Origin of the sequence: Luteimonas marina (assembly GCF_007859325.1) — a bacterium.
Lineage (GTDB): Bacteria > Pseudomonadota > Gammaproteobacteria > Xanthomonadales > Xanthomonadaceae > Luteimonas > Luteimonas marina.
Genome location: NZ_VOHK01000002.1, coordinates 443,068 through 456,456, shown reverse-complemented (window position 1 = coordinate 456,456; position 13,389 = coordinate 443,068). Strand labels below are relative to the sequence as shown.

Here is a 13,389-nt window from a genome sequence, read left to right as displayed (position 1 = left end):
GGCCGACCGACCGTACGACTCACACGCTCTTGAGCCGCAGCTTCTCCTGCCGGTACAGCCGCCCCTCGATGTGCGCGTAGCGGCGCACTTCCTCCAGCTGCCGGCCATACACGTGCAGCGACACCGCCACCTGTCGCGTGCCGACGTTGCGGCAGGCGTGCAGGTCGTGCGGCGGCAGCAGGCTGATCACGTTGCCGGGCAGCAGCCGGTGCAGATCGCTGGGCACCAGTTCGCTGAGCGCCTCGTACTCGCGCACGCTGCGGAAGTCGACGACTTCCAGCTCGCCGTGCAGCACCGCCTCGATGCCCCAGGTGTCGGCATGGTCGTGGATCGGGCTGGACTGTCCCGGCCCCCAGGTGATCGCGAACACGCGGTAGCCGAACGCCGGCGAGCGATACAGCTCGCGGCGCACGTACTCGCGGGCGCCCGGCTGCAGCAGCGACGGCGGCAGTTCGCCGATGTTGCCCAGCAGCCCCTGCAGGTTCTCGACCAGGCGCGGCACGATCTTCGACGGCTTGCCGGCCTTCATCGCCGCGTCGCTCAGCACGACGATGTCGTCGAGCAGCGGGAAGGGTTCCTGTTGGACGGCTTCCAGACGATGGCCCATGACACGCTCCTGTCCCCGCGGTTCGCGCAACGTTGCCCGCGGCTGCGTTAGAGGGCGGTTAATCCGAAGTGATACGGATGCAACACTGCGACGGCAGGAACGGAATGCCGACCAGCGACCTGCCTGCCGCGCCCCTGCGCCACTAGAATTGGCGCCATGGACAGCTTCGACGACATCCGCACCTACCTCACCGGCCTGCAGGACCGCATCTGCGCCGCGATCGAAACCGCCGACGGCCAGGCGCGCTTCGTCGAGGACGCCTGGCAGCGCGACCCGGCCGATGCGACCACCCACCTGCGCGGCGGCGGTCGCACGCGCGTGCTGCGCGACGGCGCGGTGTTCGAGCAGGCGGGCATCGGCTTTTCCGACGTTTCCGGCGATACCCTGCCGCCCTCGGCCACCGCCGCGCGACCGGAACTGGCCGGCGCCTCGTGGCGCGCGGTCGGCGTGTCGCTGGTGTTCCATCCGCGCAACCCGTACCTGCCGACCACCCACGCCAACGTCCGCCACTTCCGCGCGCAGCGCGATGGCGAGACCGTGGCCTGGTGGTTCGGCGGCGGCTTCGACCTGACGCCGTTCTACCCCTTCGACGAGGACGTGCGGCACTGGCACCGTACCGCGCGCGCGCTGTGCGAACCCTTCGGCGGGCAGGCGCGCTACGACGCGCACAAGCGCTGGTGCGACGAATACTTCTTCCTCAAGCACCGCAACGAGACGCGCGGTATCGGCGGCCTGTTCTTCGACGACCTGCAGGAGGACATGGAACAGGACTTCGCCTACCTGCGCGCGGTCGGCGACGGCTTCCTCGACGCCTACCTGCCGATCGTCGAACGCCGCAGGGACACGCCCTGGGGCGAGCGCGAACGCGCGTTCCAGCTCTATCGCCGCGGCCGCTACGTCGAGTTCAACCTGGTCTACGACCGCGGCACCCACTTCGGCCTGCAGAGCGGCGGCCGCGCCGAATCGATCCTGATGAGCCTGCCACCGCTGGTGCGCTGGGAATACGGCTACGCGCCGGAACCGGGCAGCGCCGAGGCGCGGCTGCACGACTACCTGGTGCCGCGCGACTGGCTGGCCGGGACGTGAGCGACGTGGACGCCGTCGCGCACCTGCGCGCCAACCTCGACGCGATCCGCGCGCGCATCGACGCCGCCTGCCGCGGTGCCGGCCGCGAGCCGGCCGAAGTACGCCTGCTGCCGGTCAGCAAGACCGTCGACGAGGCGCGGCTGCGCGCCGCCTACGCCATCGGCCTGCGCGAACTGGGCGAGAACAAGGTGCAGGAGGCGATGGGCAAGTGGGAAGCGATGGCCGACCTGCCCGACCTGCGCTGGGTGCTGATCGGCCACCTGCAGACCAACAAGGCCAAATACGCCGCGCGCTTCGCCGGCGAGTTCCAGGCGCTCGACAGCCTGCGCGTGGCCGAGGCGCTGGACCGGCAGCTGCAGGCGCGCGGCCGCGCGCTCGACGTGCTGGTGCAGGTCAACACCTCGAACGAGGCCAGCAAGTTCGGCCTGCCGCCCGACGAGGTCGAAGCCTTCGTGAAGCAGCTGCCGGCGTTCTCGTCGCTGCGCGTGCGCGGATTGATGACGCTGGCGCTGTTCTCGGAGGACGAGGCGCGGGTGCGGCCCTGCTTCGTGCGCCTGCGCGAGCTGCGCGACCGCCTGCGGCAAGCCGCGCCCGACGGCATCGCGATGGACGAACTGTCGATGGGCATGTCCGGCGATTTCGAACTCGCGATCGCCGAGGGCGCGACCACGGTGCGCGTGGGCACCGCCCTCTTCGGCATGCGCGGCACGCCCGACAGCGACTACTGGCCCGGGTTCGCCGGCGGCGCGGGCGATCCGGCGCGATGAACAGCGAGGCCGCGTTCGCGCCCGCCGCGGGCGCCCGCGTGGTCGACGTGGTCTCGGTGCAGTCGCAGGTCGCCTACGGCGGCGTCGGCAACTCGATCGCGGTGCCGGTGCTGCAGGCGCTGGGGCTGCAGGTGGCGCCCGTGCCGACCGTGGTGCTGGGCAACACGCCGCACTACCCGACGATGCACGGCGGCGCGCTGCCGCAGGACTGGTTCGAAGGCCTGCTCGACGATCTCGAGGCGCGCGAGGTCGCCACCCGCGCGCGCCACCTGCTGGTCGGCTACCTCGGCTCGCCGCAGCAGGGCCTCGCGCTCGCGTGCTGGCTGGACCGCGTGCGCGAGGCCAACCCGGCGCTGACCGTGCAGATCGACCCGGTGATCGGCGACCACGACACCGGCGCCTACACCGATCCGGCGCTGGTACCGGTGTGGCGCGACCACCTGCTTCCGCGCGCGCACGGACTGACGCCGAACCATTTCGAGCTGGAGCAGCTGTGCGGCCGCGCGCTGCGCACGCTCGACGACTGTGCGGAGGCGGCCACGGGCCTGCTCGGCGACACCACGCGCTGGGTGGTGGTGACCAGTGCGGCACCGGAGGCCTGTCCGCCGGGAACGCTGCAGGTCGTCGCGGTCTCGTCCGACGGGCGCGAGACGTTCGAGCACGCGCTGGTGCCGCATCCGGTGAAGGGCGTCGGCGACCTGTTCGCCGCGCTCGTGGGTGGACGCATGGTCAACGGCGCATCGCTGCACGAGGCCGTGCGCCGCGCCTGCGACGATGCGGTCGCGGTATTGCGCCACGTGCAGGCGCAGGGCTGGCAGGAACTCGCCCTGCCCCGTCACCTCGCGCGCAACTTCGCCTGAAACCACCCCGCAGGAGCGCCTTCAGGCGCGACCCCGCTCGCGCAACGGGAATCCGCATCCATGGATCGCACCACCCCCTCAGGCACGTCATCCCGGCGAAAGCCGGGGTCCATCTTGATCTTGACGTTCGTTTTGCGTGGGAAGAACGAAGGCCAACCGCAACATGGATCCCGGCTTTCGCCGGGATGACGGTCTGATTTTCTGACAGGTGACGGTCGGTCCGGCGATTACCGCCCGGCAATTTCGAATCAGAACGAGGCGTTGAGCTTGACCCACGCCGTGCGCCCCGGCTCATGGATCCGCACCGGGTCGGCGGGATAGCCGAAGGCGCTGTTGCCGGCGAGGTTGAGGTGTTCGCTGTAGTCGCGGTCGAACAGGTTGTCGATGCCGGCGGCCAGACGCAGGTGGTCGCTGAGGCGGTAGCCGGCGTTGAGCGAGAACACCGCGAAGCCGCCGCTCGGGCCGAGGTCGCGGCCGACGACGTTGCCGAGCGACGGGCTAACGCGATCCTGCGCCGCCACCAGCCGCAGCAATGCACCGGCCGACCAGCGCTTGTTGTCGAAGCTCGCGCTCAGCCGCGATTCCAGCGGCGGCATCTGCGGCAGCGCCTGCCCGGCATCGGCCAGTTCGCCCCATGAGTACGCGAGCGTGCCGCCCAGCTTCCAGTGCTCGGCCACGCGCCATTCGACGCCGGCCTCGCCGCCGCGGATGTCCGCATCGGCGTTGCGCGCGCGGGTGGTCGCGCCCGTCATCGCGTCCATGTAGTCGAACGCGATGTAGTCCTGCATGCGCCCGGCATAGGCCGACACCCACGCGTCCACCCGCTTGCCGGCGTAGCGCAGGCCGACGTCCAGCTGCGTGGTGCGCTCCGGGCGCAGGCCGGCGAAGGCATTGGCGGCGCCGTCGGGCCCGCGGTTCGGCGAGAACAGCTCCCAGTAGTCGGGCATGCGCTGCGTGTGGCCGATGCCCGCGTACCAGCGCAGCGGCTTGCCGGCCGCGTCCTGCTCGAAGCGCACGAAGGCCGACGGCAGCGTTTCGCTGCGCACCTGGCCGAAGCTCGGATTCGGCATCGGCATCATGCCGCCGCTCGTGCGGCGCAGGTCCTCGGCCTCGGCACGGTCGACGCGCAGGCCACCGATCAGGTGCCGGCGCCCGGCGAGGTGCCAGTGGAGTTCGGCGAAGGCACCGACCTGGCGGAAGCGCGCGTCGACGCTCCACGGCTGCGCGAGGTACTGGCCGCGCCCCATCGCGCTGCGCTGCGCGTGGCGGCTGCGGCGCGCGTCGACGCCGGTGGTCAGGTCCCAGCCCTCGCCGCGCCATTCCAGCGCCACGCGCCCGCCCGTGGTGCGATGCGCGACGTTGCTGGCCATCGGCATCGGCATCATGCCGGCGGGATCGGGATCGCGCAGGGTGTAGTTGTCCATCACGTGGTCGACGTCGTTGTAGTAGACGTTGGCCGCGATCCCGTCCAGCGCGCCGCCGATGGCCTTCTTCTCGAAGCGCAGCCCGTAGCTGGTGCGCTCGAACTGCGCGCCATCCATGCCGCGGCCGGCGTAGCGCGCCTCGCCGTCGCCGCCGCCGAGGCTGGCTTCGAGCACCGTGTCGGGATCCGGCGTCCAGCCGATGGCGGCATCGGCGTTCCACTTCTCCCAGGCCGACGGCACGCGCGCGCCGCCGCCGTCGCGGTAGTCGTCGGCTTCGGAGCGGCTGGCGGTCAGCCGCGCGTAGGCGCGGGGATTGCCGGCCGCGGCGTTGAGCACCTGGTCGTTGCGGCCGTGGCTGCCGGCCAGCAGGCTGCCGTCGAGCCGCAGGCCCGGCTGGTCGAAGTACGGGATCTCGCGCTCGAAGCGCACCGTGCCCGCCGACGCGCCGCCGCCCCAGAGCACCGTCTGCGGCCCCTTGACGATGGTCAGGCGGTCGTAGGTTTCCGGCGACACGTAGGACATCGCGTTGTCCATGCGCGACGGGCACGCGCCCATCAGCGCGCCATCGCCCGCCAGCAGGTTCAGGCGCGAACCGAACTGGCCGCGCAGCACCGGATCGCCGTTCGTCCCGCCGCTGCGCAGCGTGGCGAAGCCGGGCACCGTCTTGAGATAGTCGGCGCCGTCGCTGGCCGGCACCGGCTGCCGCGGCAGGCGCGGGTCGGTCACCCAGGTCAGCGACGCCACCGGCGCCACGCCGGTCACGACCAGCGTATCGAGATTGACCACGCGCTCGGCGCGCGATGCCGGCGCTCCCTCTTCGGCCAGTGCGCCGCCGGCGACCATCTGCATCAGCACCAGCGCCACGGCTGCCTGCAAGGCCCTGCTTTTCATGTCGTCTCCTCCGTTCACGGCGCCATTGCAGCGCCGCAGCGCGCGCGGCGGAAGGGACAAAATGTCCTGATCGCATGCCGGCTTGACCTGCATCAGGCGCGTTGCGCAACCGGCCGCTCCCCTGACCCAGGTCAAGGCGGCAGCATGCACCGCCGCACGATAGTGGAGGCGTCATCGGCCTCGCCGCGGCGCATCGCAGGCGATGCCTGCACGGAGCCGACATCCACCCTTCCGGGAGCACGACGATGCAATTCAACATTCCGCTCGATACCGGCCGCATCGACATCGCGGCGCTGGAACGGCAGCTGCAGGCACTGGACCCGGCCGCACTCGCCGACCTCGACGCGCTCAACCGCAGGCTGCGCATCTCGACCAGCCTGGACGAGCACGACATCGCCGCCAGCCTCTCGGGCATCGGCCATCCGGTCGATGCCTCGCGGATCGAACGCGAACCCTCGACCTGCTGCGGCGGCTGCGGCGGCTGACCGCCGCGGCGGACCACGTCGCCCGGCCGGAATGCCGGCGTGATCGCCCCCTCCCGGAGCGGAACCGGCCGGCCGCGAGTCCGGTTCCGGCGCCGAATTCCGTGTCTGGACCCCTCTGACTGACGCCGATAGTCTCGCGACCCGAGGGGACTCAGGGGGCGGATCGACGGATGTCGCACATCCCGATGATGGCCGGACACTGGAAACGGATGTCGGCCGCGCAGTCGACGCTGTTCCAGCAGCGCCTGCCCGACGCCGGCGCCGGGGGAACGGGCAGCCTGCAGTCGATCGCGGACGCGATCCGCGGACCGGTGCGCTACCTGCCGCTGGCGTGTTATCCGGGCTGGGTCCTGACCGAGGCCGACCTGGCCACGGGCCACGGCGAGATCGGCACGGTCAACATCATGTACGGCCCGGGCGCGATGTGGCTGGTGGACGGCACGTCCACGACCATCCACATGCTCAACGCCGGCGAGCTCCGGCCTGCCGCGGACAAGGCGCCGCTCGCGCCCGCGCTGGCGCCGCTCGACAGCGAGGTCACCGGCCCGCAGTACCTGCGCTTCTTCTGCGGCGCCGTGTGGGGCGCCGATGGTCCGTTCACGATCATCGAGGATGGCGACCACCCCGCGCTCGCCGGCGCGACCGGCGACCGCGCATGGCTCGGGCAGGTCGGGCCGCTGGCCATGCGCGCGGACGGAAGCGACTTCGTCGCCGGCGCGGTCGTGAACTACGGGCAGGACGTGTTCCGCGCCCGCTTCCGCGTATCGCAGGGAATGATCTCGATGGAGGACGACGAGATGCTCGCGCAGGGCGTGCTGCCGCCGCGCAGGCATCGTCCGCCGCTGCGCGACCTGCGCCCCGCCGTGCCGGCCACCCCGGAGTCCTGACGCATGCCGTTCGTGACCTCGTCGCACCTGAGGCTTCCCGATACGGTGTCCGACAGCGGCCTGCTGGTGGGATGGTCGCTGGAGGCGCAGCGGCAGCGGCAGCCGTTCGGCTTCTCGTTCGGACACTCGCTCAAGACGGTGGCGACCGGCTACCTCGACCCGATCGTGCTCAGCGGCGAAGGCCACCTGATGACGATCGCGCCGACCGGCGCCGGCAAGGGCACCGGCTGCGTGATCCCGGCGCTGCTGCGCCACGAAGGACCGGTGATCGTGATCGACCCCAAGGGCGAGAACGCCGCCGTCACCGCACGCCGGCGCAGGGAGATGGGCCATCGCATCGTGGTGATCGACCCGATGGGCGTCACCGACCTGCCAAGCGACACGCTCAACCCCCTGGACCTGATCGACATCCACGACGCCAGCGCCGTGGACGAGGTCGCCGTCATCGCCGGGACGCTCTACCACGCCGTCCGCGACCCGCGCGACACTTTCTGGATCAGCCGCGCGACGCACCTGGTCGTCGGCGCGATCCTGCACGTGCTGAGCGAGGATCTGGGCGGCGGCGCCAGCCTGCTCGACGCCAGCGACCTGGTCAACCGCGCCGCGACGAATCCGGCCGACGTCGCCAGCGAACTCCTGCTGTCGAACCACCCGGAAGCGCGGCGCATCGCGCGCATGCTGGAAATCGGCGCGAACGAAACCATCGGCGGGATCGTCTCCTTCGCCCAGGAAATGCTCAGTTTCCTGCGCGGCGCCCGCGTCCAGGCCAGCATCGCGCGCACCTCGTTCGACCTGGACGAGGTCACCACCGGCGCGCCGCTCTCGATCTTCCTCGTGCTGCCGCCGCACATGCTCGAATCGCACGGCCGCCTGCTGCGCCTGTGGATCGGCACCCTGATGTCGTGCATCACCCGCCGCCGCGCGCGCCCGAAGCAGCCGACCCTGCTGATCCTCGACGAGGCGGCGCAGCTGGGCGAACTGCCGCAGCTGCGCCAGGCCATCACCCTGCTGCGCGGCTACGGCGTGCAGACCTGGAGCTTCTGGCAGGACGTGAGCCAGCTGCAGCTGCTGTACCCGCGCGACTGGCAGACCATGGTCAACAACTGCAGCGTGCTGCAGTGCTTCGGCGCGCTGAACCAGATCGCCGCCAGCGGCATGTCCACGCTCACCGGCTTCTCCGACGGGCTGGGCGTGCTCGACCTGCAGCGCGACGAGATGGTGCTGCAGATCGCCGGCGACCAGGCCGTGGTCGCGCGCGTGCCGAGCTACCTCGCCGACCCCTCGTTCGCCGGACAGTTCGATCCCAACCCGCTGCACGACAGCAGCCGGCCGATCCTGCCGGCGCGCAGCGTGCCGCAGCGGCTGTATGCGCGGCCGCAGGCCGGATGGCCGACTGGAACAACGTGGCCTGCGCCGGAGCATGACCCTCTGCTGCAAGCACTACTTCCGGGCAAGTGAAAGCGACAAGTGGAGAAATCTGCGTGGACAGCATCGAGAAGGACATTTTCGACAACGCCAGGCGCGGAGAATGGTACGGGGAGGATCGCTCGGGACCGCCCGGCCTCGGGGATGACGCACCCCGTGTCAGCGCCGGGTTCCTGCGCAGCCTGCTGCTCGGAACGCATGACGGCGGCGGGCAATTGCCGCTGGGTGTGCGCCTGCGCGGGGTCATCATTGACGGATGCTTGGACCTGCGCGACGCCTGCGGGCCCGGCGACTCGGGACTTCCGCCTCTCCTGCTCAGAAACTGCGTCCTTCCCGGCAGGCAAGAAAACGAAGGCGGGAGAGCATCTGGCGAGAGGACCGATTCAGACGACGAAGTGACACAGACACGCGATGATTCGTGGTGCATCCTGGCCGATCATGCCATGCTCTCCAGATTCTCTCTGCATGATTGCAGAAGTACGCGTATCAGCCTCAAGGACGCAAGTGTCCAAAGCGAACTGGAGCTGATCAGGGTTGCGCCGCTGGATGCGCACGGCGAATGCCAGTTCCACGCGCCCGGCATCCGCGTGGACGGGTCGATCAGGATCTGTGGCACGCACCTTCAGATTCGCGACGACAGACAGGCCGAGATTCTCGGCAATGTCTGGCAATACGCCTGCCATCTGACCGACGCTGAAATCAACGGCGATTTACTCCTGCAGCCCAACTTCAAGGCTGTCGGCGGTATCAACCTTTCCGGCGCCCGCATCGACGGCAGCATATGGGGAAACAAAGCTGAGTTTGACGCCGCAGGTCTCCCGGCGGGCACCACTTCGGTTGCGAAGGCAGAGGGAGACGAGCCCAGATGCGCATTCCGCGCCCAGAGATTGAGATGCACCAGCGCCATCGTGTTGACGGGCGGGAGATTCGCCGGAGGCATCGACTTCCTGACGGCAGACGTGGGATGGCTTCAACTGAAGGACGTCGCAATCCCATCGGGCGGCTTCATCGGCGCGTCGAACGCCCGCGTCACTGCGAACATCGAGGTTTCGGTCAAGCCGCAGGACAACCTGATCGGATTCACCGTGAAGAACTCGTGTATCGGCGATGACCTCATCATCCAGAACCTCCCGGGCGACATCGATGCTTCGCTGGCGCACGTAGGCGGCGACCTCAAGCTGACACTAGGTGCCACCTCGGCCCTGCGGGCAAATATCGATGCGACGAGCATTGAAGTCATGGGGAAGGCGAGCCTCGATGGCATGGTCATTCCACGCTCCACGGATTCAAGTGACTCGGATAATCTTCGTCCGCCGATCTGCTTCAATGGCGGCAAGTTCCATGGCGGCTTCGTGATCAAGGGACTGACCATCTTCAACGATTCGAGCGCGGCAACAACACTCAGCCTGGACGACGCCACGATCAGCCGGGCATTCCAGTCGAAGGGAACCATCGTCCTTCAAACGCGCTCGTTGGAGCACCAGGTCAAGCACTTCGAAGTGGAGAAATGGAGGGATCAAAACCTGTCGTTCTATGGCCGCGATTGGCACCTCCTCGAAGTGCTCGGCGCCAGCCATGAACACGGCAGGGCCATCGTTTCGTTCCTGCGAAAAAAAGGCACCGACCAGATCACGGTACTCGATGGCGGTTCGCACCGGATCTACGCTGTGAATAAAAGCAGCGGGCTGGCCCTTTGTTCGGATGACATGGCCAAGGACTACCTGAAGTTCTTCTGCGCCCATGTTTGGGGAGATCTCGGTGCATTCCACATCGAGAAGATCAAATCCTGCACGTCGATTGATGCCGACTGCAGGGAAGTCAAGGCCGACGTGCACTATGGCGAGTTCGTATACGAGTCAGATTTCCGGGTCCACAGGAACGGCTTCATCGAGATGACCTCCGACGCCCCCCTTGAGAAGAAGGCGCCGCAGTTCCGGTTCAAGCCCCCTTACCGCATCGTCACTTCGGACGCAGCCGATCCCATCTGGATAGGCCCCGGGCAAAGCGTGATCGATGAAAGAGAAGTTCTGGAGACCATACGCGGGAGGTTGGGGCCGAGCGGCAAGGCGAAGGTCTCGCTGCGAGGCGTTCACGCGGGCGTGATCAACCACTCGAAGGACTCATTCGGTGATGGGGTGACACTGGCACTGGAAGGACTGGTGTACGGCTCGTTGAGACCGAGCGAGGAAATGATGGGAGACCGGAACGATCAGGACCGCTACAAGAACGATCTGGACTACTACAAGGATGTGTTTCTCAACCGCCAGTTCAGTGGCGGGAAACCGAACAAGGCCGAGTACAAGCCGCAACCCTACGAGCAACTATCCAGGGTTCTCCGGGACCACGGCGAGTTCGAGAATGCTCGCGACGTTACCCTTGAGAAGCTGAAACTGGATCGAGAGTTCGTGCACAAGGGGCTCTACAAACTTGGGCATTGGCTCCTCGAAGTCGGTTTCAAACACGGACTGGGCGCGCTGCGGGGGGCCAGCACCTGTTTGCTGTTCTGGTTTGTTGGTGTGATTTTCTTCAATTTCCTCAATCAGGGAGGAATCGGGATTCCGCTGGGCCCACTGAAAGCAATGACAATTCCGGTCTTACGGGATCCTGTCGGGTATCCCCGGATGGTCGTAGACGCCATCCCGGTCAGTCCGCTCGTTCTGGACAATGGAGGGGCCGCCCGGGAAATCGCCCGCGACCCGGGCAATGCATATGGAGAAACCTGGTGTGGTGACCAGATGGATCCCCTCTGGTTCGCACTTGATGTAATGGTTCCCCTTCTGGACCTGAAACACGAGGGCAAATGCGACGTGTCCGGGCGCGACGACGCCTGGGTCTGGAGGTTCCTCAAATCCCTCTACGCGATTGTTGGCGCCATCGTGACGTCGATCTTCCTCCTTGCCATCTCCGGAGTCCTTCGGCGACGAGTGGAAACCTGACGCCCTACTCCACCGTCACCGCTTTCGCCAGATTCCGCGGCTTGTCGACGTCGGTACCGCGCGACAGGGCGGCGTGGTAGGCGAGCAACTGCACCGGGATGGTGTGCACGATCGGGCTGAGCACGCCGACGTGGCGCGGGGTGCGGATCACGTGCACGCCCTCGGATTCGGCGAAGTGGCTGTCCTGGTCGGTGAACACGAACAATTCGCCGCCGCGCGCGCGCACTTCCTGCATGTTCGACTTCACCTTCTCCAGCAGGTTGTCGTTGGGCGCAATCACCACCACCGGCATCGCCGCGTCGACCAGCGCCAGCGGGCCGTGCTTGAGCTCGCCGGCCGGATAGGCCTCGGCGTGGATGTAGGAGATTTCCTTGAGCTTGAGCGCGCCTTCGAGCGCGATCGGGTAGTGCACGCCGCGGCCGAGGAACAGCGCATTCTGCTTCGGCGCGAAGCTTTCGGCCCATGAGGCGATCTGCGGCTCGAGGTTGAGCGCGTGCTGCACGCTGCCGGGCAGGTGGCGCAGCGCCTCGATATGCTCGGCTTCCTGCTCCGCGTCGAGCCGGCCGTGCAGCTTGGCCAGCGTCGCGGCCAGAGCGAACAGGCCGACCAGCTGGGTGGTGAAGGCCTTGGTCGAGGCGACGCCGATCTCGGCGCCGGCGCGGGTGTAGAACACGAGCCGGCTGGCGCGCGGGATCGCGCTCTCGGGCACGTTGCAGATCGACAGGGTCTTGTCGTGCCCCAGCGACTTCGCGTACTTGAGCGCCTCCATCGTGTCGAGCGTTTCGCCCGACTGCGAGATGGTGACGATCAGGTGGTTCGGGTTCGCCACCGCCTTGCGGTAGCGGTACTCGCTGGCGATCTCGACGCTGCACGGCAGGCCGCTGATCGCCTCGATCCAGTAGCGCGCCACCGAGCCGGCGTAGAAGCTGGTGCCGCAGGCGAGGATCTGCACGCCGTCAACTTCGCGCAGCACTTCGCCCGCATCCTTGCCGAACAGCGCCGGCTCGAAGGCATTGGCGTCGATGATCGCCTCGAGCGTGTCGCCGATCGCGCGCGGCTGCTCGTGGATCTCCTTCTGCATGAAGTGCCGGTAGGGGCCGAGCTCCAGCGAGGCCAGCGAGACGTCCGACAGATGTTCGTCGCGCCGGACCTCGGCGTTGTCCGCGTCGAACACGCGCACGCCGTCGCGGGTGAGTTCGGCGGTGTCGCCTTCCTCCAGGAAGATCACCCGGCGCGTGGACTGGACGATGGCGGACACGTCGGAGGCGACGAAGTTCTCGCCCTCGCCCAGGCCCACCAGCAGCGGGCAGCCCATGCGCGCCACCACCATGCGGCCCGGCTCCTTGCGGCTGACCACGGCCAGCGCGTAGGCGCCGTGCAGCTCCTTGACCACGCGCTGCAGGGCGCCGAGCAGGCCACGCCCCGGACCTGATCCGGGGTCATCGCCCTGCTTGAGGTAGTGGTGGATCAGGTGGGCGATGACCTCGGTGTCGGTCTGCGACTCGAACTGGTAGCCGAGTTGCTGCAGCCGCTCGCGCTGCTGCTCGTGGTTCTCGATGATGCCGTTGTGCACCAGCGCCACGCCGTGGCTGATGTGCGGGTGCGCGTTGGCCTCGGTGACGCCGCCGTGCGTGGCCCAGCGGGTGTGGCCGATGCCGAGCCGGGCCTGCACGCCCTCGCCCTGCGCCGCGGCTTCCATCTCCGCCACGCGCCCGGTGCGGCGCACGCGGCGCACGTCGCCGTCGGCGACGACCGCAATCCCCGCCGAGTCGTAACCCCGGTATTCCAGCCGTTTCAGCCCATCGATCAGGACCGGGACCACATCGCGATCCGCGATCGCGCCGACGATGCCGCACATGGATTCGCTACTCCTCCGAATGTCCGCCAAGTGTACGGGAAAGCACTGTCCGACCGGACAGCCGGAGTGTCCGGGCGGACACTTCACTGCGTCATTTTTTTCATGCAATTCAATTGGTTGCAGGTTGGCACGCGGATTGCATGCAACCCTTGCGAGCCCTTCG

The 13,389-nt window shown here is 68.2% G+C and carries 10 protein-coding genes; 7 read left to right on the top strand and 3 right to left on the bottom strand.

All coding sequences use genetic code 11. The features are described 5' to 3' along the window. Positions 1-19: 19 nt before the first annotated feature. Positions 20-607, bottom strand: a complete 588-nt coding sequence (locus FQY83_RS06085) for a cysteine dioxygenase family protein (RefSeq protein ID WP_146386070.1) — start codon at positions 605-607, stop codon at positions 20-22. 156 nt (positions 608-763) lie between these two features. Here FQY83_RS06085 and hemF point away from each other — a divergent pair, with 156 nt between their 5' ends. From hemF to pdxK, 3 genes are read left to right on the top strand one after another with little or no spacing between them, the layout of a single operon-like run. Further along, positions 764-1,693, top strand: coding sequence for an oxygen-dependent coproporphyrinogen oxidase (gene hemF, locus FQY83_RS06080; RefSeq protein WP_146386068.1), 930 nt, complete (start codon positions 764-766; stop codon positions 1,691-1,693). Then, complete coding sequence (locus FQY83_RS06075; protein ID WP_238333421.1) at positions 1,690-2,460, top strand: YggS family pyridoxal phosphate-dependent enzyme; 771 nt, start codon at positions 1,690-1,692, stop codon at positions 2,458-2,460. The genes hemF and FQY83_RS06075 overlap by 4 nt, the downstream gene beginning before the upstream one ends. Further along, positions 2,457-3,320: a pyridoxine/pyridoxal/pyridoxamine kinase gene (gene pdxK / locus FQY83_RS06070; RefSeq protein WP_146386066.1), complete on the top strand. Its 864-nt coding sequence runs from the start codon at positions 2,457-2,459 to the stop codon at positions 3,318-3,320. The genes FQY83_RS06075 and pdxK overlap by 4 nt, the downstream gene beginning before the upstream one ends. A 248-nt stretch (positions 3,321-3,568) precedes the next feature. Here pdxK and FQY83_RS06065 read toward each other — a convergent pair whose 3' ends face one another. Beyond that, complete coding sequence (locus FQY83_RS06065; protein WP_202878163.1) at positions 3,569-5,635, bottom strand: TonB-dependent copper receptor; 2,067 nt, start codon at positions 5,633-5,635, stop codon at positions 3,569-3,571. A 245-nt stretch (positions 5,636-5,880) separates the two neighbouring features. Here FQY83_RS06065 and FQY83_RS06060 point away from each other — a divergent pair, with 245 nt between their 5' ends. The 4 genes from FQY83_RS06060 to FQY83_RS06045 all read left to right on the top strand — a co-directional run bounded on the left by FQY83_RS06060 (position 5,881) and on the right by FQY83_RS06045 (position 11,368). Then, positions 5,881-6,120, top strand: coding sequence for a hypothetical protein (locus FQY83_RS06060; RefSeq protein WP_146386064.1), 240 nt, complete (start codon positions 5,881-5,883; stop codon positions 6,118-6,120). 170 nt (positions 6,121-6,290) lie between these two features. After that, entirely contained in the window at positions 6,291-7,007 is a 717-nt protein-coding gene (locus FQY83_RS06055) for a hypothetical protein (protein WP_146386062.1), read from the top strand. A 3-nt stretch (positions 7,008-7,010) separates the two neighbouring features. After that, positions 7,011-8,465, top strand: a complete 1,455-nt coding sequence (locus FQY83_RS06050) for a type IV secretory system conjugative DNA transfer family protein (protein WP_146386060.1) — start codon at positions 7,011-7,013, stop codon at positions 8,463-8,465. A gap of 23 nt (positions 8,466-8,488) precedes the next feature. Then, positions 8,489-11,368, top strand: a complete 2,880-nt coding sequence (locus FQY83_RS06045; protein WP_146386058.1) for a hypothetical protein — start codon at positions 8,489-8,491, stop codon at positions 11,366-11,368. Between the two features lie 4 nt (positions 11,369-11,372). Here FQY83_RS06045 and glmS read toward each other — a convergent pair whose 3' ends face one another. Beyond that, positions 11,373-13,226 (bottom strand): glutamine--fructose-6-phosphate transaminase (isomerizing), encoded by a 1,854-nt coding sequence (gene glmS / locus FQY83_RS06040; protein ID WP_146386056.1) that lies wholly within the window; start codon positions 13,224-13,226, stop codon positions 11,373-11,375. Between the last annotated feature and the right edge of the window lie 163 nt (positions 13,227-13,389).

What these genes read in the sequence shown, in the direction of transcription:
- FQY83_RS06050 (WP_146386060.1), top strand. Translation starts at nt 7,011, where the DNA reads ATGCCGTTCGTGACCTCGTCGCACCTGAGGCTTCCCGATACGGTGTCC.
- FQY83_RS06065 (WP_202878163.1), bottom strand. Translation starts at nt 5,635, where the DNA reads ATGAAAAGCAGGGCCTTGCAGGCAGCCGTGGCGCTGGTGCTGATGCAG.
- glmS (WP_146386056.1), bottom strand. Translation starts at nt 13,226, where the DNA reads ATGTGCGGCATCGTCGGCGCGATCGCGGATCGCGATGTGGTCCCGGTC.
- FQY83_RS06055 (WP_146386062.1), top strand. Translation starts at nt 6,291, where the DNA reads ATGTCGCACATCCCGATGATGGCCGGACACTGGAAACGGATGTCGGCC.
- pdxK (WP_146386066.1), top strand. Translation starts at nt 2,457, where the DNA reads ATGAACAGCGAGGCCGCGTTCGCGCCCGCCGCGGGCGCCCGCGTGGTC.
- FQY83_RS06060 (WP_146386064.1), top strand. Translation starts at nt 5,881, where the DNA reads ATGCAATTCAACATTCCGCTCGATACCGGCCGCATCGACATCGCGGCG.
- FQY83_RS06085 (WP_146386070.1), bottom strand. Translation starts at nt 607, where the DNA reads ATGGGCCATCGTCTGGAAGCCGTCCAACAGGAACCCTTCCCGCTGCTC.
- hemF (WP_146386068.1), top strand. Translation starts at nt 764, where the DNA reads ATGGACAGCTTCGACGACATCCGCACCTACCTCACCGGCCTGCAGGAC.